Source organism: Bradyrhizobium sp. SRS-191 (genome assembly GCF_024586915.1).
GTDB lineage: Bacteria > Pseudomonadota > Alphaproteobacteria > Rhizobiales > Xanthobacteraceae > Bradyrhizobium.
Map to the genome: position 1 here is coordinate 1 of NZ_JANBVS010000035.1, position 19,752 is coordinate 19,752.

The following is a 19,752-nucleotide window of genomic DNA, read 5'->3' on the forward strand; positions in this document are numbered from 1 at the left end:
CCGACCTCGGACAATTTCTACGCGACGCTGAACTCCGCGGTGTTCTCTGACGGCTCGTTCGTCTACGTGCCGCCGGGCGTGCGCTGCCCGATGGAGCTGTCGACCTATTTCCGCATCAACGAGCGCAACACCGGCCAGTTCGAGCGTACCCTGATCATCGCCGACAAGGGCGCCTACGTCTCCTATCTGGAAGGCTGTACGGCGCCGCAGCGCGACGAGAACCAGCTGCATGCGGCTGTCGTCGAGCTGGTCGCGCATGACGATGCCGAGATCAAATACTCGACCGTTCAGAACTGGTATCCGGGCAATTCGGAAGGCAAGGGCGGCATCTACAACTTCGTCACCAAGCGTGGCGACTGCCGTGGAAATAACTCCAAGATCTCCTGGACCCAGGTCGAGACCGGTTCGGCGATCACCTGGAAGTATCCGAGCTGCATCCTGCGTGGCGACAACTCGCGCGGCGAGTTCTACTCGATCGCGATCTCGAACGGCTTCCAGCAGGTCGATAGCGGCACCAAGATGATCCATCTCGGCAAGAACACGTCGAGCCGCATCATCTCCAAGGGCATCGCCGCGGGCCGCTCGCAGAACACCTATCGCGGCCTGGTGACCGCGCATCGGAAAGCCACCGGCGCGCGCAACTTCACCGCCTGCGATTCGCTGCTGATCGGCGACAAATGCGGCGCGCACACCGTGCCGTACATCGAGGCCAAGAACTCCTCGGCGACCTTCGAGCATGAGGCGACGACGTCCAAGATCTCCGAGGACGTGCTGTTCTACTGCATCCAGCGCGGCCTGAGCCAAGAGGAAGCAGTCGGGCTCGTCGTCAACGGCTTCGTCAAGGACGTGCTGCAGCAGCTGCCGATGGAGTTCGCCGTCGAGGCGCAGAAGCTGATCTCGATCAGCCTCGAAGGATCGGTCGGCTAAGGCCGCCTCGTGAGAAGGCCGCTGAGCGGCCTTCTTCCAGCATCAGCTTTGTGAGCCTCGGTCCTGCGCGACGCGCCTGTGGCGCTCCGAGAGGACGAGGGACAGACAGAAGAGACAACCATGGCACTACTCGAAATCAAGAACCTTCAGGTCCGCGTCGAGGAGCGCGAGATTCTCCACGGGCTGACGCTCACGATCGACGCAGGCAAGGTGCACGCGATCATGGGGCCGAACGGTTCCGGCAAGTCGACGCTGAGCCACGTCATCGCCGGCAAGCCGGGCTATGAGGTGACCGGCGGCGAGATCCTGTTCAAGGGCGAGGATCTCTTGGCGATGGCGCCGGACGAGCGCGCCGCCAAGGGCGTGTTCCTGGCGTTCCAGTATCCGGTCGAGATCCCTGGCGTCGCCACCATGACCTTCCTGCGCACCGCGCTGAACGCCCAGCGCAAGGCGCGCGGCGAGGAGGAATATTCGACGCCGGACTTCCTGAAGAAGGTGCGAGAGATCTCCAAGCAGCTCAGCATTCCTCAGGACATGCTCAAGCGCGGCGTCAATGTCGGCTTCTCCGGCGGCGAGAAGAAGCGCAACGAGGTGCTGCAGATGGCGCTGTTCCAGCCGTCGCTCTGCATCCTCGACGAGATGGATTCCGGCCTCGACATCGACGCGCTGCGCATTGCGGCCGACGGCGTCAACGCGCTGCGCTCGCCGGAGCGCTCGATGATCGTGATCACCCACTATCAGCGGCTGCTGAACTACATCGTGCCCGACGTCGTTCACGTGATGTCGAAGGGCCGCGTCGTGAAGAGCGGCGGCAAGGAGCTCGCGCTCGAGCTGGAGGCGTCCGGCTACGCCCAGTTCGAAGACGCGGCCTGATCGCGCTGCCTGAATGGATCTGTGATGAACGTAGCTTTGGTGAAGAACGACAGCGGTCCGGCGGCGAGCAGCGCGTTTGCTGCCGCTCAGGGGCGGCTGCCCGGCGCCGGCAAGGTGGCTGAGATCCGGCGCGAGGCGTTTGCGGCTTTCGAGCGCACCGGCCTGCCGCATCGGCGCATCGAGGAATGGAAGTACACCGACCTGCGCGCGCTGGTGCGCGAGGTGCTGCCGCTGGCCGGCGCGCCCGAGGCCGCAGCTTTGGCGAAGGCCAAGGCCGCGATCGCATCGGTCGCGATCGAGGGCGCGGCCAAGCTGGTGCTGGTCGATGGTGTCGTCGCGACCGATCTGTCGGACTTGGCGGCGTTGCCCGCCGGCGTCACTGTGCGGACGCTGCGCGCGGTGCTGGACGAGCAGTCGAACGAGGCTCGCGGCGACCTGCTGCTGACCAAGGCCAGCGATCCCATGCTGTCGCTGAACGCGGCGCTCGCGACGGATGGCGTCGTGGTCACGGTGGCCGATGGTGCCCAGCTATCCGCTCCTCTGCACCTCATTCACGTCGCGACGGCGGCGAAGGCCGCGCGCTACAGCCGCTCGCATGTGAAGGTCGGGCAGGGCGCCCGCGCGACGCTGGTCGAGACGTCCGTCGCCGCCGACGGCGCTGCGGCCTATCAAGCCAATGATACGGCCGTCATCTGGGTTGGCGACGGTGCTCAGCTGTCGCACATCCGGCTGATGCGCGACGCCGCTGATGCGGTGAACATCTCGTCCGAGCTGTTCACGGTCGGCGCCAAGTCGAAGCTCAGCCTGTTCAACATGACCAGCGGCGGCGCGGTCAGCCGGCTGCAGGCGTTCTTCACGCTCGCGGGCGAAGCCAGCGAGCTGATCGTCAACGGCGTCAACCTGCTGCGCGACAAGCAGCATGGCGACATGACGCTGGTGGTCGATCATGCCGTGCCCGGCTGCACCAGCCGCGAGAACTTCCGCGCCGTGCTCGACGATCGCGCCCATTCGGTGTTCCAGGGCCGCATCATCGTCCGCCAGGACGCGCAGCAGACCGACGGCAAGATGATGACCCGGGCGCTGCTGCTGTCGGATGAGGCCGAGGCCGATTCCAAGCCGGAGCTGGAAATCTTCGCCGACGACGTTTCCTGTGGCCATGGCGCGACCGCCGGCGCGCTCGACGACAGCCTGCTGTTCTACCTGCGCGCCCGCGGCCTGCCCGAGAAGCAGGCGCAGGCGCTGCTGATCCAGGCCTTCGTCGGCGAAGCGATCGAGGCCATCGAGGACGACGGCCTGCGCGAGCGCGTCATCGCGGCCGCCCAGGACTGGCTGGAGGCGCGCGCATGAGCACGCATCCGGCCGTCGCCAACGGATCCTACGACGTCGCCCGCATCCGCGAGGATTTCCCGGCGCTCGCGTTGCAGGTCTACGGCAAGCCGCTCGTCTATCTCGACAACGCCGCCTCGGCGCAGAAGCCGCGCGCGGTGCTCGACCGCATGACGCAGGCCTACACCAGCGAATACGCCAACGTGCATCGCGGCCTGCACTATCTCGCCAACGCCGCGACCGAGGCCTATGAGGGCGGCCGCGAGCGCGTGACCCGTTTCCTCAATGCAAGGCGTAGCGAGGAGATCATCTTCACGCGCAACGCGACCGAGGCGATCAATCTGGTCGCATCGTCGTGGGGCGGCCCGAACATCGGCGAGGGCGACGAGATCGTGCTCTCGATCATGGAGCACCATTCCAACATCGTGCCGTGGCACTTCCTGCGGGAGCGCCAGGGCGCCGTGATCAAGTGGGCCCCCGTCGACGACGACGGCAATTTCCTGATCGACGAGTTCGAGAAGCTGCTGACGGACAAGACCAAGCTGGTCGCGATCACGCAGATGTCGAACATGCTCGGCACGCTGGTGCCGGTGAAGGAGGTCGTTCGCATCGCGCACGCCCGCGGCATCCCCGTCTTGATCGACGGCAGCCAGGCCGCCGTGCATCTGGCGATCGACGTCCAGGACATCGACTGCGACTTCTACGTCTTTACCGGCCACAAGCTGTATGGGCCGACCGGGATCGGAGTGCTCTACGGCAAATACGATCTCCTGGCCGCCATGCGCCCCTACAATGGCGGCGGCGAGATGATCCGAGAAGTGTCGCGCGATGTCGTCACCTATGGCGATCCGCCGCATCGATTCGAGGCGGGCACGCCGATGATCGTCGAGGCTGTCGGCCTCGGCGCCGCGATCGACTACGTCAATTCGGTCGGCAAGGAGCGCATTGCCGCGCATGAGCACGATCTGCTCACTTACGCGCAAGAGCGCCTGCGCGAGATCAACTCGGTCAGGCTGATCGGAACCGCCAACGGCAAGGGGCCGGTGATCTCGTTCGAGATGAAGGGCGCGCATGCGCACGATGTCGCCACCGTGATCGACCGCCAGGGCGTCGCGGTGCGCGCGGGCACGCATTGCGTGATGCCGCTTTTGGAGAGATTCAACGTCACGGCGACCTGCCGGGCCTCGTTTGGCATGTACAATACGAGGGAAGAGGTCGATCAGCTGGCACAGGCACTGATCAAGGCGCGGGATTTGTTTGCATGACCGACACGGCCGAAGTCAAAACTCAGTCAGTCGAAACGCAGTCGGCGCTGCCGGCGGAGGAGACCGAACGTCTCTCGGGTGAGATCATCGCCGCGCTGAAGACGGTGTTCGATCCGGAGATCCCGGCCGACATCTATGAGCTCGGCCTGATCTACAAGGTCGACATCAAGGACGATCGCAGCGTCGATGTGGTGATGACCTTGACGACGCCGAACTGCCCGGCGGCCGGCGAGCTGCCGACGATGGTCGAGAACGCCATTGCCAGTGTCCCGGGCGTGGGCGTGGTGAGCGTCAACATCGTCTGGGAGCCGCAATGGACGCCGGACCGGATGAGCGACGAGGCCCGCCTCGTCCTCAACATGTGGTGAGGCACGAAGTTTGAATGGTGGGCGGCATTGATCCACCGCCGGGATTGACCAGATGACCGATATGACCAACACGCCAGTCGCCAGCAAGCCCAAGCCGCGGCCCCGTCCGCAGGTGATGCGGCTGACCGACGCCGCCGCGACGCGCATCCGCGAGCTGACGGCGCGTGCCGAGTCCGAGATCATCGGCCTGCGGGTCGGCGTCAAGAACGGCGGCTGCGCCGGCCAGTCTTATACGGTCGAATATGCCCACGATATCCGGCCGACCGACGAGGTCGTCGAGGACAAGGGCGTCAAGATCCTGGTCGATCCCAAGGCCGTGCTGTTCCTGCTCGGCACCGAGATGGACTACCAAGCCGACAAGATGCAGGCCCAGTTCGTCTTCAACAATCCCAACCAGATCAGTGCCTGCGGCTGCGGCGAGTCGGTGCAGCTGAAGCCCGCTGAAGTCTGATCGTCGGATTTCGACCCGGCATCTCCGCCACATCTGTCGCGTTCGCGACATTGACAGGCTGCCCTCGGCAGGACGACAAACGCATCATGCGTTTTTGAATCGTCCAGGCCGGAGGTCACGCCGCGATGGACCGCGAATATCTCGAGGAGCTGTTCGCCGGCTTCGGACCCGTCACGATCCGGCGGATGTTCTCCGGCTTCGGCATCTCTGCTGATGGCATCAACTTCGCTCTGGCGCTGCGCAGCGGGCTTTATCTGCGGGCGGACGAAGCGAGCTTTGCCAAGTTCGAAGCCGCAGGCTCCAAGCCGTTCTCCTACGAGACACGGGCGCGATCGATGACGGTTCGCTCCTATTGGCAGGTCCCCGCGCATCTGTTCGACGACAGCGACGAGTTCACGCTGTGGGCGTGCGAGGCGTTCGGCGCCGCGCAGACGGCAGCGCTGGCCAAACGGATGAAGCAGCGTGCGACGTCCCGGAAGGGCCGCGAGCCGTCGACGGGACGGAAGGAGGGCCCGGCTGGAAAGGCCGGCGTCTCCAGGAAGACCGCGCCGAAACGGTCCGGATCGGAAAAGACCCCGACGAGAAAGACGTCGGCCGAGAAGACGCCGGCGAAGCCGAAGAAGGCGAAGGCCGCCAAAGCGACCGGCAAAGCTGCAACGCCGCGGGCTCGTGCGTCCGGCGCCTCATCAAGCAGGCGCGGCTGAGATCAAGGATGGACGCGTTGCGCGACCGTTATGCCACCTGGCCGCGCGTCTCTGCGGCGTATTCAGGGTCGGTTTCGCAGACCACGCGATTGCGGCCGTTGCGCTTGGCCGCGTAGAGGCAGGCGTCGGCACGCTCGATCAGCGCGTCGGTGTCATCACCGGAGCGGAGCATCGACACGCCGACTGAAATCGTCACGCGCCCCAGGATCTCGCCCGTCGACTTCTTCTTCAACTCCTTGGCGGTGACCGCGCGGCGGATCTGGTCGGCGACCGTCAGCGCCTGCCGGAGCGAGGTGTTCGGTAGCACGACGGCGAATTCCTCGCCGCCATAGCGCGCTGCGATGTCCTGTCCCTTGATCGCATGCTTCAAGGTCATGCCGACGAGGCGTAGCACCTGGTCACCCGTGAGGTGGCCATAGGAGTCGTTGAACGACTTGAAATGATCGATGTCGAACATCAGCAGCGAGAGCGGCTGCCCGGTGGTGAGCCCCGTCTGCACCGTCGTCTCGATCATGCGATCGAAATATTTGCGGTTGCCGAGGCCGGTCAGAGGATCGGTGAGGCTCTCGGCGCGGATCGCCTCGAGGCTCTGTTGCAGCCCGCTGATCTCGTCCTTGGACAGCGACAGGCGCTCCTCGAGCACGCGGTTGGTCTCGCGCATCTGCTTGGTCGAATGCGCGAGCGCCTCGATGATGTCGACGAGCTGCTCGCGGCTGTTGGCCGATGCAAGCATGCGATCGGCGCCGGCGAGGCTCGCATCATAGCTCGCCGTCCGGCCGAGAGCATCCGTGAGCATGCCCATCAGATCGTCGATCTCGCCGACCACGCGGGCGCCGACCTTGTCGATGCGGTCCGACGTCTTGAGATGCGTGAGGTAGGATTCGTAGAGCTGGTCGAGCTCGGATTGCGTCAGCTTGCCGTTGCGCGACAGCGTCTCGTTGATGACCTCGTTCAGCGGCGCGTTGTAGCCCGTCGCGTAGACGTACCAGATCTCGTAGTTGCGCGGGTTGGCCAAGTGACGCAGCGTTTTGATCTGGCTGAGCGCGACCTCGGCGTAGGCGAGCGTGCGTTCGTGTTCGTCAAGCGCATTGACCACCACAGGTTCTCCCCAATCGCCCGCGTCGCCGTCACAGCAATGAAATAAATTATGCCGGCCAAGCTAAAGGACGTGTGTGAACCAGGGGTAAATACGGCCGTAGAGTCACGGTGAAGCGTCAAGCAGCGCTTACAGCATGGCCGTCGTTCATATGTGCAATGAGCTACATAGGCGTGCTGTTTCGCAAGCGTTTGGCCCGCTTTGCGCAGGACTCGCTCGCTTGGCATCAGCAGCCGCAGCATCGCTGCGAGAGTGATGCGATGGATCACTTAACTTATGTGAAGTCCAGGGAGCGGGGAGAGAGAGTTCCAAGCGAACTAATGAGCCGGGAACTCTCGCTCGATCACGGCAGCGGCGCGCGGACGGGACGCAGCAGGAAAGCCGGAAGATGTGAATGATCGGCCGGCTCGTTGTCGTGGTCACGCCGCGGCCGACGCGACTCGTTGCGCTGCTCATGACGCGGCTGCTCGTGACGCGGCTGATCGCTGCGTGCGGGGCGCGACGGTGCGGAGCGCGACGGTTCGGATTGTGCCGCGCGGGGCGAGGCCGCGGCGGGACGCGGCTCGCGCTCACGCGGCTCCCGTTCACGGGGCTCACGCGGCTCGCGCTCGCGCGGGGTCTTGCCCCGGCTGCGGCGAGAGGCGTCGCGCGGACGACGCTCGTGTTGCTCGTCTTCAGGCGAAGACTCCGCAACTTCGTAGTTGCCCTCGATGGTCGGAATGCTCTGCCCGATCAGCTTCTCGATGGCGGTGACTGATTTCTGATCGGCCGGGGCGACGATCGAGATCGCCGTTCCGGTACGCCCGGCACGACCGGTGCGGCCGATGCGGTGAACGTAGTCGTCGGAATGATGCGGGACGTCGAAGTTGAAGACGTGGCTGACTTCGGGAATGTCGAGACCGCGGGCCGCGACGTCCGAGGCCACGAGCAACGGCAGCTCGCCCTTGCGGAACTGGTCGAGTGCGGCCGTGCGCGCCGACTGGTCCATGTCGCCGTGTAGCGCACCGACGCTGAAGCCATGCTTCTGCAACGACTTGTGCACGATGGCGACATCGCGCTTGCGGTTGCAGAAGATGATCGCGTTCTTGAGGTCCTTGGCCTCGCGCAGCAGACGGCGCAGCACGTCGCGCTTCTGATGGGCTTCGCGGCCCGACGGCACCTGCAACTGGGTGACGGTGATCGCGGTCGTGGCCGGCTTGGACACTTCGACCTTCTGCGGATTGTGCAGGAAGGCGTCGGTGATGCGCCGGATTTCCGGCGGCATGGTCGCGGTGAAGAACAGGGTCTGGCGGGTGAAGGGAACGAGCTTGCAGATGCGCTCGATGTCCGGAATGAAGCCCATGTCGAGCATGCGGTCGGCTTCGTCGATGACCAGGAGCTCGACACCGGTCAGCAGCAGGCCGCCGCGTTCGGTGTGGTCGAGCAGGCGGCCCGGTGTTGCGATCAGGACGTCGACGCCCCGGGTCAGCTTGGCGTCCTGGTCACCGAACGAGACGCCGCCGATCAGCAGGGCGACGTTGAGCTTCTGTCCGACGCCGTAGCGATCGAAATTCTCTTTGACCTGGGCCGCGAGCTCGCGGGTCGGCTCCAGGATCAGGGTGCGCGGCATTCGTGCGCGGGCGCGGCCCTTTTCGAGGATGGTGAGCATCGGCAGGACGAAGGCGGCGGTCTTGCCGGTGCCGGTCTGGGCGATGCCGAGCACGTCGCGGCGCGACAGCACGTGAGGAATCGCTTGTTCCTGAATGGGAGTAGGCGTGGTGTATCCGGTTGCCGCTACTGCAGCCAACACCTTGTCGGACAAGCCGAGATTGGAAAAAGACATCGAGCCTCTATGTCACGCGCCAACAGGCGACGGGGCCTCTATTCGACGCCGCCGTTAGGAATCGAGGGGTAAAAGGCTGTGGTCGCGTTCAACCCCGAAACGGCATGCTCTAACGAAGCTGGGGGTGTTCTGACTTACGCTGACCGGCGGCGCATTCCTGTGGGAATCGGATCCTATCCTTGCCGCGCTGTGCGGAAGATAGGGGCGAAATCCGCAAAGTCAATGGAAGCGGGGAGCGAAGTACCGAAAAAGCTTAATGTTTTTGCATTATTTGCGGGCAAACCGTCGTCAGCGCGTCGTATTTCGTGGTCTCCAAAGGTCGCGACTGGGCGCCCAATGGGCGGTCTCGTCGAATTGTCGACGGAATTGCGGCGTGTGTTCGGCATCATGGCGTAGAGCCCTTCCGGGGCTGGTGGCCGATTGCGTGAACCGGTCAGATCATGGGACCGACTATCGAAGCGGTGACCTCACGCGAGGGCAGGGACAGACGATGAGATCGATGCGAACGTGGCTGGCGTGCGGGCTGGTGGTGCTGGGCATGGTTCTGGCGCCGGCGGCCCATGCCGAGAAGCGCGTCGCGCTCGTCGTCGGCAACAACGACTATCGCTTCGTCCCGAAGCTGCAGAAGGCGGTCAACGACGCGCGGACGATGGGCGATACGTTGAAGCAGCTCGGCTTCAACGTGATGGTTGCGGAAAATCTGAACCGCCAGCAATTCAGCCAGACGCTGCTCGCCTTCGACAATGCCGTCGAGCCCGGCGATACCGCGTTCTTCTTCTACGCCGGCCATGGCTTCGAGATCGCCGGCCAGAACTTCCTGCTGCCGACCGACGTGCCGGCTGCGACCGAAGGGCAGGAGGAGCTGGTGCGCGATGCTTCGATTCTCGCGGACCGCATCATCGAGCGACTGCAGAACAAGAAGGCGCGGACATCGATTCTGGTCTTCGACGCCTGCCGCAACAATCCGTTCGAGCGGTCGGGCACGCGTGCGGTCGCCGGCGGCGGGGGACTGGCGCCGTTGACGCAGCTGCCCGAAGGCGTGTTCTCGGTGTTCTCGGCCGGGCCGCGGCAGACCGCGCTCGACCGGCTCTCGAACGATGACACCAATCCGAACTCGGTGTTCACGCGCACCTTCGCCAAGGAGCTGACGCAGCCCGGTGTGAACCTGGTGCAGGTGGCGCAGCGCACCCGACGCGCGGTGAGCGAGCTCGCAGAAACCGTGCGTCACAAGCAGATCCCGGTCTATTTCGACCAGATGGTCGACGACGTCTTCCTCAACGGGATGACGAAGGCACCTGCGGCGGAGAAGCCGGCCGAGCCGCAGCAGAAGCTCGCCGCGCTGCCGCCGGTGTCGGCACCGAAGATTCCTCCGGCGAACGAAATCCTGAACGCGCCGATCGCGATGTTCTCGCGCCACAATGGCGGTTGGACGGTCACGTTCTCGATCGCCGATCCGACGCTCGGCATTTCCTGGCGGATGGGCGATGCCGGGGACTTCCGCGAGACCGGCTTCATGGACGTGCTCGATCCGCGCACCCGCAAGCGCATGCCGAATCCCTCGATCCAGCTGCCGGCCGATGCGCCGGCCGGCACGATCCAGGTGCGTTATGTCGATGCATCAGGCGAGATGCAGGGGCCGTTTCCGATCAGGTTCGAGCCCGAGGCGGCGCTGGTGCGCGATCAGCGCAAGATCCTCGACATGACCGCGACCAGCTGGCTGTCGTTCCGCGACTTCAACGGACTGCTCGTCTACTACACCCACCTGATGTCGTATCGCTGCGCGATCCGCGAGGTGCGCATCGGCATCGACACATCGGTGCCGGACAAGGTGCTGAACATGCCCGGCTGCGACATGCGCGATCCCATCGCGATTCCCTCCAACGCGACGCCCTATCTCAAGCTGCCGCCGGCGACGAAGTTCGTCTCGGTCGAGCTGACCTATCGCGACGGCAGCATCTCCGAGATCAAGAGCTTCCGGCGCTGAAGCGCCGGCGTCAGGCCATGATCGAATAGCCGCCGTCCACGGGAATCGCGGTGCCGGTGACGAAGTCCGAAGCGGGCGAGCTCAGGAAGGTGGCGATGCCGGCGAAGTCGTCGATACCGCCCCAGCGCGCGGCCGGCGTGCGCGCCAGCACCCGATCGTGGAGGCCGTCGATCTGCTGGCGGGCGGCACGCGTCAGGTCGGTGTCGATCCAGCCCGGCAGAATCGCATTGACCTGGATGTTGTCGGGCGCCCAGGCGCAGGCGCATGCGCGGGTGTACTGCACGATGCCGCCTTTGCTGGCGGCATAGGCCGGCGCGAAGCTGGCGCCGAAGATCGACAGCATCGAGCCGATATTGATGATCTTGCCGCCGCCATTGGCCTTGAGGGCCGGGTAGGCGGCCTTGGAGCACAGGAAGGCGCTGGTGAGGTTGGTGTCGATCACCTCGCGCCATTCCTCCAGCTCCAACACATGCGGCGGCTTGCGGATGCTCATGCCGGCATTGTTGATGAGGATGTCGATTCGGCCGAGGCTTTCCAGGACGCGCTCGATCATCGCAGCGACGGCGTCCTTGTTGCTGACATCAGCCGCGACCGCGATGGCGCTGACGCCGCGGGCCGCGAGATCGGCCACCGCCGCCTGCGACTTGGCCTCGTTGCGGCCGACCACGGCGACGTCAGCGCCCGAATCGGCGAGGCCGCGGGCCATGCCCAGGCCGATTCCGCCATTGCCTCCAGTCACGATCGCAACCTTGCCCCTCAGGTCGAAACGGCCCGCCATTCATCGTCTCCAACAATTTGAAAAAAGAGGTCAGCAGGTGCCCTGCCAGATCATCACCAAGCCCAGCGCCCCCATGCCGACGCCGTAGCCGGCCCATTGCAGCTGGTTGATCATGAAGCTCGTCCGGGGCCAGACCACCACGCCGGTGCCTTGACCCACCCAGAACAGGCCGACGGCGAGCAGAAGCAGGCCGCCGATCATCAGGAATCTCCGCATGGCCGTTTGCTCTCCCTCGTCGACTGGCGTGACCGCATGGGAGACGCCGCTGCCGCCTTTTTTGTGAAGTTTTGTGAAGCGGAAGCTAGCGGTCGACACGCCGAATGGCCAGCGGGTCGCGGGCCAAAACAAAAAGCCCCGGATTGACCGGGGCTTTCGTCGTAAGTTTCGATCTGACCAGAGCGGGGACCGCTCAGTACTTGTCAGTACTTGGCGATCGGCCCGGTCCAGTTGAAACGGTAGACCAGCGAGGTGCTGATGGTCTGCACCCAGGGCTTGAAGGTGACGGTCTGGAACGGAGCAGTCGCACCGACGGCCGTCTCCGGGAGGCTTGCACGGCCGTAATAGGCCGAGCGGTATTCCGTCTTCATGAACCAGCCCGGCGCGGAAATGCCGAAGATGTTCAGGTTGTTCTCGACACCGCCGCCGATGAACCAACCGTCGCGGTGGAACGAGGGCGTGTTCGCCAGGACGGCGCCGCCGCCGGCAGCCAGGGTCGACAGGCCGGCACCCGACCAATCAGAGCCGGAGTAGCCGCCATTGACGTAGGAGAGAACGTTCGGCGCAACGAGGTAGCCGACGCGGACACCAGCGGCATAGCTGGTGCGCAGCTTCTCGCGACCTTCGAGGGCGAAGTTCGGATCGGTCATCGAACCACGGATGTCACCGAACTGACCATCGGCGAACACGCCGGCCAGCCACGAGCCGTTGAACTGCCAATCGTAACCGGCGCCGACCGTGCCGAACCAGCCGTTGCCACCGAGGCGCTGATCGCGCGTGATCGCCAGACCGCCAACCGTGTTGAGGTTGCTGTCGGCATTCCAGAGGCCGCCACCAGCACCGCCGAAGATGTAGAAGCCGGTCCAGCTCGGAGCCACCGGCGCCATCATCGGAGCCTTCGCATAGGGGCGCGCAGCCAGATCGGCAGCCGAAGCCGCACCGGTCAGGGCCATCACCGCGGTCGCTGCAAGCAAAAGCTTTTTCATATTCAATTCCCCAAGAGATCGGCGGGTCGCAAAGACCGGAAGGTGGCGGCGAGTCGCTCGCCTGATGTGCCTGAACTATAGCCGATTGGTGCCCAAAAGCTGTTGCCGGTTGACCACAGTAGAGGGGAAAGTGCGGTGCGGGACCGCCATCATTTCCGTAAGCCTTTGATAGTCAAAAACAAAAGCAGGCCCACGCGAGGGCGTGGAACCTGCAATTGGGGCGCGAAATCGGGTCAGAAGCTAGACGTCGAGCAGCTCGTCGCTGGCGAATTCGGCCTTTTCCGAAATGAAGGCGAAGCGCGCCTCCGCCTTGGTGCCCATCAGCCGCTCGACCGAGTCGGCCGTGCCGTCGCGATCGTCGGCCAGCAGGACGACCCGGAGCATGGTCCGCTTGGCCGGATCCATCGTGGTCTCCTTGAGCTGCGCCGGCATCATCTCGCCTAGGCCTTTGAAGCGGCCGATCTCGACCTTGGCATTGGCGTTGAACTCGCGCCGCAGCAGTTCGTCGCGGTGGGCGTCATCGCGGGCGTAGAACGTCTTGCTGCCATGCGTCAGCCGGTAGAGCGGCGGCACGGCGAGGTACAAATGCCCCTCGTCGATCAGCCGCGGCATCTGCCGGTAGAAGAAGGTGATCAGCAGCGAGGCGATATGGGCGCCGTCGACGTCGGCGTCGGTCATGATGATGATGCGCTGGTAGCGCAGATCCTCTTCGCGATACGACGTCCCGGTGCCGGCGCCGATCGCCATCACGAGATCGGCGAGCTGCGCATTGGCGGTCAGCTTGTCCTTGCCGGCCGAGGCGACGTTGAGGATCTTGCCGCGCAGCGGCAGCACCGCCTGCTTCTTGCGGTCGCGCGCCTGCTTGGCGCTGCCGCCGGCCGAATCGCCCTCGACGATGAACAGCTCGGAGCCTTCGGTGCCGGCGTCGGTGCAGTCGGCGAGCTTGCCGGGCAGGCGCAGCTTCTTGGTCGCGGTCTTGCGCGCCGTTTCCTTCTCCTGGCGGCGGCGGATGCGCTCCTCGGCGCGCTCGACGACGAAGTCGAGCAGCCTGTTCGCCTGCACCGGATTGCCGGACAGCCAATGATCGAACGGATCCTTCACCGCCTGCTCGACGATGCGCTGGGCTTCGGCGGTCGCCAGACGGTCCTTGGTCTGGCCCTGGAATTCAGGCTCGCGCACGAACACCGAGAGCATGATGGCGGCGCCCGCCATGATGTCCTCGGAGGTGATGTTGGCAGAGCGCTTGCCTTGGCCGACGCGCTCGGCGTGGTCCTTGAGGCCGCGAAGGAGTGCGCTGCGGATGCCGGATTCATGCGTGCCGCCGTCGGGCGTCGGAATCGTGTTGCAGTAGGACGACAGGAAGCCGTCGGCGTCGGCGGTCCAGGCGACCGCCCATTCGCAGCCGCCATGGCCGCCGGTGCGGCCGGACTTGCCGGCGAAGATGTCGGGGTGGACCAGCGTGTCGGCGTGGATCGCAGCGGCCAGATAGTCCTTCAGGCCGCCGGGGAAGTGGAAGGTCGCCTCGGGCTCGACGTCCTCGATGCCCTTGAGCAGCGACGGATCGCACTTCCAGCGGATCTCGACGCCGCCGAACAGATAGGCCTTGGAGCGCGCCATCTTGAACAGGCGCTGCGGCTTGAACGTCGCCTTGGCGCCGAAGATGGTCGGGTCGGGCTGGAATCGCACCCGGGTGCCGCGCCGGTTCGGGGCCTTGCCGACCTCCTCGAGCTTGCCCTTGGGGTGGCCGCGCTCGAAGATCATGCGGTAGAGCTTCTGGTTGCGCGCGACCTCGACCTCGAGCCGGGTCGACAGCGCGTTCACCACGGAGATGCCGACGCCGTGCAGGCCGCCTGAGGTCTCGTAGACCTTGGAGTCGAACTTGCCGCCGGCGTGCAGCGTGCACATGATGATTTCGAGCGCCGACTTCTTCGGGAATTTGGGGTGGGGATCAATAGGAATGCCGCGGCCGTTGTCGGTGACGGTCAGGAACCCCTCGGCGTCGAGCTCGACCTCGATGAAGGTGGCGTGGCCGGCAAGCGCCTCGTCCATCGAGTTGTCGATGACCTCGGCGAACAGATGGTGCAGCGCCTTCTCGTCGGTGCCGCCGATATACATGCCGGGGCGGCGGCGCACCGGCTCCAGGCCCTCGAGGACCTCGATGTCGCGGGCGGTGTACTCGCCCTCGGAACCGCCCGCGCGGGCGGCTGGCTTAGCCTGGCCCTTGGTCGGCGCCTTGCCCTTGGCGGCGAATGCCGCAAGCGGGTCGACGACCCCCTTGGCTTTGGCTTTTGCAGCTGATTTCAACGGCTTACCCATGGAATTTGATGTCGCGCTTGCGCCAGATGGAACGAATCGTTGCGCCTGACTATGCCATGGACCGGCATAAGACAATGATCCTGGAAACACCGCCTTGAGAGGGAGCTGCAGCAAACGGCAGCATTTGATCGTTTCGATCGCGCATGTTCACGCGCCGCAGCCGGTTGTTGTGACTTGAAGTTGCCCCGCTCCGTGGCGTACCAGTCGGCGGCAGGGAACCGCGAAGGGCTTCAAGCACTTACAGCCGGGTCGCAGGAAAGGCGTCGAGCAGATGGAAGATTTTGGCCGCGCGGTTGCCGATTTCGTGCGCGACCATCAGGCCTGGGCTGCTCCTGTCGTCCTGCTGCTGGCCTTCGGCGAGTCCCTGGCCTTCATCTCGCTGCTGATTCCCGCCTGGGGCGCCCTGGTGGCGATCGGCGCCCTGATCGGCGCCACCGGCATCAGCTTCTGGCCGGTGTGGCTGGCCGGCGGCATCGGCGCCGCGCTGGGTGACTGGGTGTCCTACTGGTTCGGCTACCGCTACAAGGACCGCGTCGCCCAGATGTGGCCGCTGTCGCGCTATCCGGAGCTGTTGCCGCGCGGCGAGGCCTTCGTGCGCGACTGGGGCGTGCCGAGCATCTTCATCGGCCGGTTCTTCGGGCCATTGCGCGCCTCGGTGCCGCTGGCGGCGGGCATCTTCGAGATGCCCTACATGATGTTTCAGATCGCCAATTTCGTCTCGGCGCTGGTGTGGTCCGCGGTGCTGCTGCTGTTCGGCGATATCATCGGCCGCATCATGGAATGGCTGTGGCGCACGGTCTGACACGCGCCCGGCGAGTTGCGACCTTGACGCAGGAACCGCGCGGCCTTATAGCCCTGCGCCCATGATCAACGCAGCGACCATTTTCATCGCCGACATGCGCCGTCGTACCCTCGCGGTACGGGCGATGATCTGCGCTTAGATCATCCCCCTTGCCGCCGGATCCGGTCCCGCGGCAGACCTTCCCCTTGCAGCGTGATCGATCAGGCGGCTCCTTCGTCCAGCAGGAGTGACCGATGTACACGCCACCGCCCTTCAAGCCCGACCGCGCCGCGAGCCTCGGCTTCGCGGATGCGCGCGGCTTCGGCACGGTCTGCGCGTGGGACGGCAGCAAGCCGATCGCGTCGTCATTGCCTTTCCATTTGGGCGCGCTGAAGGACGGCACGCCGCAGGCGTTCTTCCACGTTGCCCGCAACAATCCGCTGGCGAAGCTCGCCGACGGCACGACGCCGTGGCTGCTCGCCGTGAACGGCCCCGACGCCTATGTCTCGGCCGACTGGTACGTCTCGCCGGAGCAGGTGCCGACCTGGCTCTATCAGGCGGTGCATCTGACCGGCCCTTCGCGAGTCCTGTCCGATGCCGAACTGGCGGCCCAGGCCGACGCGCTCAGCGCCAAGTTCGAGCAATGGCTGTTGCCGAAGACGCCGTGGACCTCGGACAAGATGACCGCGGGCCGGCTGGAGGCGATGCGCAAGGCGATCGTTGGAATCGTCATGACGATCGACGCGGTCGAGGGCAGCTTCAAGCTCAACCAGCACAAGTCCGAGGCCGACTACGCAGCCGTTGCAACAAGGCTCGGTGAGCAGCCCGACATCGGCTCGCAACAGATTTCCTCTCTCATGCGGCAGGCACGGCCCCAGGCCTTTGCCGGCGAACCCCAGACCTAAGGAGCGTGTCATGTCCGTGATCGATAGCCATCCGCCGAAAGCCCAGACCGCAAGCGGCACCGCGGCTCGCTCCGTCTTCGTCGACGGCGGTTCGGGCACGACCGGCCTCGGGATCGCCGAGCGGCTCGCCCATCAGAACGACATCGTCGTGAAGACGATCGCCGAGGACAAGCGCAAGGATCCCGCCGCCAAGCGGGCGCTGATGGCCGAGGTGGATCTCGTGATCCTCTGCCTGCCGGATGATGCGGCCAGGGAGACGGTCGCGCTGGTCGACAGCATGGGCGCGTCGGCGCCGAAGGTGTTGGACGCCTCGACCGCGTATCGCGTCGCGCCGGACTGGGCCTATGGCTTTCCCGAGCTCGCCGCCGACCAGGCCGACAAGATCCGCAACGCGCGCAAGGTCTCCAATCCCGGCTGCTATCCGACGGGCGGCATCGCGCTGCTGCGGCCGCTGGTCGACGCCGGCCTTCTGCCGCAGGACTATCCGATCACCGTGAACGCCGTCAGCGGCTATTCCGGCGGCGGCAAGACCATGATCGCGGCCTATGAGGCCGGCACGGCTCCGCATTTCGAGCTTTATGGTCTTGGCCTCGAGCACAAACATCTTCCCGAGCTGCAGCTCTATTCCAAGCTGACGCGGCGGCCGATCTTCATCCCCTCCGTCGCCAACTACCGGCAGGGCATGCTGGTCTCGGTTCCGCTGCAGCTCGACACGCTGCCGGGCAAGCCCTCGGGAGCGAATCTGCACGCGGCACTGGCAAAGCACTATGTCGGCAGCAAATACGTCTCGGTGATGCCGCTTGAGAGCGGGGCCAATAAGAGCGGCAAGCTGGAGCCCGAGGGGCTCAACGAGACCAATCAGCTCGAGCTCTACGTGTTCGCCAGCGACAAGCATCATCAGGCCGTTCTGGTGGCGCGGCTCGACAATCTCGGCAAGGGCGCCTCGGGCGCGGCCGTGCAGAACATGCGGCTGATGCTCGGGCTTCCCGATCTCGGCTGAGATCGATCGACCCGGCCGCGCAAGCGGCCGGCATGATCCGAAAACGATATCATGCGAGGCCGACCATCCGTCGGCCTCGCCGTGCACCGTCGCACGCAAAGCTGGGCAGACCCATGACCGCCTATGACCTGAACGCGCTGCCCGTCACCGTGAATGATGTCCGCGCCGCGGTGGACACGATCGGCGGCGCGGTGCTTGCGACCGCCTGCAACCAGAGCCGGACGCTGGGCGAGATCTGCGGCTGCAACATCTGGCTGAAATTCGAGAACCTGCAGTTCACCTCCTCGTTCAAGGAGCGCGGCGCGCTGAACCGGCTCAATGCGCTGTCGGCCGAGCAGAGAGAGCGTGGCGTGATCGCGATGTCCGCCGGCAACCATGCGCAGGGCGTCGCCTATAATGCGCGCCGCCTCGGCATCCCCGCGACCATCGTGATGCCCGTGGGCACGCCGATGGTGAAGATCGAGAACACCAAACGGCACGGCGCCGAGGTCGTCATATCCGGTGCCACGTTGGAGGAGGCGGGCGCCTTCGCCAGGGAGCACGGGGCCGCCCACGGCATGACCATGATCCATCCCTACGACGACCCGCTGATCATCGCGGGGCAGGGCACGGTCGCGCTGGAGATGCTGGCTGTGGTGCCCGAGCTCGACACGCTGGTCGTGCCGATCGGCGGCGGCGGCCTGATCTCGGGCATGGCCGTGGCGGCGCGCGCGATCAAACCGGGGCTGCGCATCGTCGGCGTGCAGGCCGAGCTTTATCCGTCGATGTTCAACGCGATCAACAGCAGTGGCCTGCCGATGCGCGGCGATACGCTGGCCGAGGGCATCGCGGTGAAGTCGCCGGGCCGGATCACGACTGAGATCATCCGCCATCTCGTCGACGACATCCTGCTCGTGACCGAACCGCAGATCGAGCGGGCGCTGGCCACCTTGATCTCGATCGAGAAGACGGTCGTTGAAGGCGCGGGCGCCGTCGGACTCGCCGCGGTGCTGGCGCATCCCGCTCAGTTTGCAGGCCGCAACGTCGGGCTTGTGCTGAGTGGCGGCAATATCGACACCCGCCTGATCGCCTCGGTGCTGACGCGCGAGCTGGCCCGCGAGGGGCGCCTGACGCAGCTGTCGATCGACATCGTCGACCGCCCGGGACAGCTCGCCGCCGTCTCGACGCTGCTCGCAGACGCCGGCGCCAACATCATCGAGGTGTCACATCAGCGCACGTTCTCGGACCTGCCGGCCAAGGCAACCCTGCTCGAACTGGTGATCGAGACGCGCGATCAGGCCCATCTTAATGATGTCATGACCAAGCTCGTGGCGGCCAGTTTCAAGGCGCGCTGCACCTGAGCATCAGCTGCTTTGACGCCGCAGGGGCGTGGTCTCGCCAAAACCTCCGCTGTCGTCCCGGCCTTGAGCCGGGACCCATAACCACCGGCGGAGATGAGGCAGGTAACTCACAGCCATGTCCCTCGATAGCGTCCGCGGTACGGGTCCCGGCGTTCGCCTGGCGAAGGCCGCGACGACGGCGGAGTTTTGGGCTGCGTCCAGGCGAGCAAGAATGCTCGCGCGCCTGTCGGACCAACCATCGCCCGACGGGCAATCCGCGTATGTGCCGCATGCGCAAACTGCCCGTCGCGTTACGATGTCGCACGCTGCGCGCCTTGTCGTGTCGGGCAAATCAGGCGGATGCTTCCGCTCGTCCTGCTGCCGCATGAGGGGCGTGTCGCGACCGTCACGAGACGTTGGCAGTGGGATGCGATGGGCGTGTGTCGACGCAGCGTGAAGCGATTTGCGCGGACGAACGGCGATGCACGACCGGTCAAGTCGCGTGGTCCTGACACCCCGAAGCTGGTGTCTCCTTTGCAATGACGCCTTGGGCGTCGCGCAGAGCATGGTGGCCAAAAAGCCCGGCGCACCAGGGAGCAACTGTCTTTTTTGTAGACCGGAGATCGGCCGGCCTC

General features: G+C 65.3%; 18 protein-coding genes. 12 read left to right on the forward strand and 6 right to left on the reverse strand.

The genetic code is table 11. From position 1 onward, the window contains the following. The 7 genes from sufB to NLR35_RS33360 all read left to right on the forward strand — a co-directional run. A partial coding sequence (sufB, locus tag NLR35_RS33330) for a Fe-S cluster assembly protein SufB (RefSeq protein ID WP_257170787.1) occupies window positions 1–927 on the forward strand: 927 nt, incomplete at its 5' end. A 120-nt stretch (window positions 928–1,047) separates the two neighbouring features. Beyond that, entirely contained in the window at window positions 1,048–1,800 is a 753-nt protein-coding gene (gene sufC / locus NLR35_RS33335; RefSeq protein ID WP_257170788.1) for a Fe-S cluster assembly ATPase SufC, read from the forward strand. A gap of 24 nt (window positions 1,801–1,824) precedes the next feature. Continuing rightward, complete coding sequence (gene sufD, locus NLR35_RS33340; protein WP_257170789.1) at window positions 1,825–3,147, forward strand: Fe-S cluster assembly protein SufD; 1,323 nt, start codon at window positions 1,825–1,827, stop codon at window positions 3,145–3,147. Further along, window positions 3,144–4,391 (forward strand): cysteine desulfurase, encoded by a 1,248-nt coding sequence (locus tag NLR35_RS33345; RefSeq protein WP_257170790.1) that lies wholly within the window; start codon window positions 3,144–3,146, stop codon window positions 4,389–4,391. Before sufD ends, NLR35_RS33345 begins: the two co-directional genes overlap by 4 nt. Continuing rightward, window positions 4,388–4,759 (forward strand): SUF system Fe-S cluster assembly protein, encoded by a 372-nt coding sequence (locus tag NLR35_RS33350; RefSeq protein WP_006614814.1) that lies wholly within the window; start codon window positions 4,388–4,390, stop codon window positions 4,757–4,759. Before NLR35_RS33345 ends, NLR35_RS33350 begins: the two co-directional genes overlap by 4 nt. A gap of 61 nt (window positions 4,760–4,820) precedes the next feature. Next, complete coding sequence (locus NLR35_RS33355; RefSeq protein WP_257170803.1) at window positions 4,821–5,210, forward strand: iron-sulfur cluster assembly accessory protein; 390 nt, start codon at window positions 4,821–4,823, stop codon at window positions 5,208–5,210. A gap of 125 nt (window positions 5,211–5,335) precedes the next feature. After that, window positions 5,336–5,914, forward strand: a complete 579-nt coding sequence (locus NLR35_RS33360) for a TfoX/Sxy family protein (RefSeq protein WP_257170791.1) — start codon at window positions 5,336–5,338, stop codon at window positions 5,912–5,914. A gap of 28 nt (window positions 5,915–5,942) precedes the next feature. Here the strand turns inward: NLR35_RS33360 and NLR35_RS33365 are convergent, their stop codons facing one another. Next, window positions 5,943–7,010: a GGDEF domain-containing protein gene (locus NLR35_RS33365; protein WP_257170792.1), complete on the reverse strand. Its 1,068-nt coding sequence runs from the start codon at window positions 7,008–7,010 to the stop codon at window positions 5,943–5,945. Window positions 7,011–7,353: 343 nt separating this feature from the next. Further along, window positions 7,354–8,832: a DEAD/DEAH box helicase gene (locus tag NLR35_RS33370; protein WP_257170793.1), complete on the reverse strand. Its 1,479-nt coding sequence runs from the start codon at window positions 8,830–8,832 to the stop codon at window positions 7,354–7,356. A 490-nt stretch (window positions 8,833–9,322) separates the two neighbouring features. Here NLR35_RS33370 and NLR35_RS33375 point away from each other — a divergent pair, with 490 nt between their 5' ends. Continuing rightward, on the forward strand, window positions 9,323–10,816 hold the full coding sequence (locus NLR35_RS33375) for a caspase domain-containing protein (RefSeq protein WP_374940878.1): 1,494 nt from the start codon (window positions 9,323–9,325) through the stop codon (window positions 10,814–10,816). A 10-nt stretch (window positions 10,817–10,826) separates the two neighbouring features. Here NLR35_RS33375 and NLR35_RS33380 read toward each other — a convergent pair whose 3' ends face one another. The 4 genes from NLR35_RS33380 to parE all read right to left on the reverse strand — a co-directional run bounded on the left by NLR35_RS33380 (window position 10,827) and on the right by parE (window position 15,112). Further along, the gene (locus tag NLR35_RS33380; protein ID WP_257170795.1) at window positions 10,827–11,594 is read right to left on the reverse strand and encodes an SDR family NAD(P)-dependent oxidoreductase; all 768 of its coding nucleotides are present in this window, start codon (window positions 11,592–11,594) and stop codon (window positions 10,827–10,829) included. A 30-nt stretch (window positions 11,595–11,624) separates the two neighbouring features. Then, a complete protein-coding gene (locus NLR35_RS33385) occupies window positions 11,625–11,810 on the reverse strand; it encodes a hypothetical protein (RefSeq protein ID WP_257170796.1) in 186 nt (61 codons plus the stop codon). A 203-nt stretch (window positions 11,811–12,013) separates the two neighbouring features. Beyond that, window positions 12,014–12,796, reverse strand: coding sequence for an outer membrane protein (locus NLR35_RS33390; RefSeq protein ID WP_257170797.1), 783 nt, complete (start codon window positions 12,794–12,796; stop codon window positions 12,014–12,016). A gap of 240 nt (window positions 12,797–13,036) precedes the next feature. Then, the gene (gene parE / locus NLR35_RS33395) at window positions 13,037–15,112 is read right to left on the reverse strand and encodes a DNA topoisomerase IV subunit B (RefSeq protein WP_257170798.1); all 2,076 of its coding nucleotides are present in this window, start codon (window positions 15,110–15,112) and stop codon (window positions 13,037–13,039) included. A 271-nt stretch (window positions 15,113–15,383) separates the two neighbouring features. Here parE and NLR35_RS33400 point away from each other — a divergent pair, with 271 nt between their 5' ends. The 4 genes from NLR35_RS33400 (at window position 15,384) to NLR35_RS33415 (ending at window position 19,138) form a co-directional block, all read left to right on the forward strand. Next, on the forward strand, window positions 15,384–15,914 hold the full coding sequence (locus NLR35_RS33400; protein ID WP_257170799.1) for a DedA family protein: 531 nt from the start codon (window positions 15,384–15,386) through the stop codon (window positions 15,912–15,914). 233 nt (window positions 15,915–16,147) lie between these two features. Next, window positions 16,148–16,798 (forward strand): FMN-binding negative transcriptional regulator, encoded by a 651-nt coding sequence (locus NLR35_RS33405; protein WP_257170800.1) that lies wholly within the window; start codon window positions 16,148–16,150, stop codon window positions 16,796–16,798. Window positions 16,799–16,808: 10 nt separating this feature from the next. After that, entirely contained in the window at window positions 16,809–17,798 is a 990-nt protein-coding gene (gene argC / locus NLR35_RS33410) for an N-acetyl-gamma-glutamyl-phosphate reductase (RefSeq protein ID WP_257170801.1), read from the forward strand. 113 nt (window positions 17,799–17,911) lie between these two features. Continuing rightward, window positions 17,912–19,138, forward strand: a complete 1,227-nt coding sequence (locus NLR35_RS33415) for a threonine ammonia-lyase (protein ID WP_257170802.1) — start codon at window positions 17,912–17,914, stop codon at window positions 19,136–19,138. Window positions 19,139–19,752 lie beyond the last annotated feature (614 nt).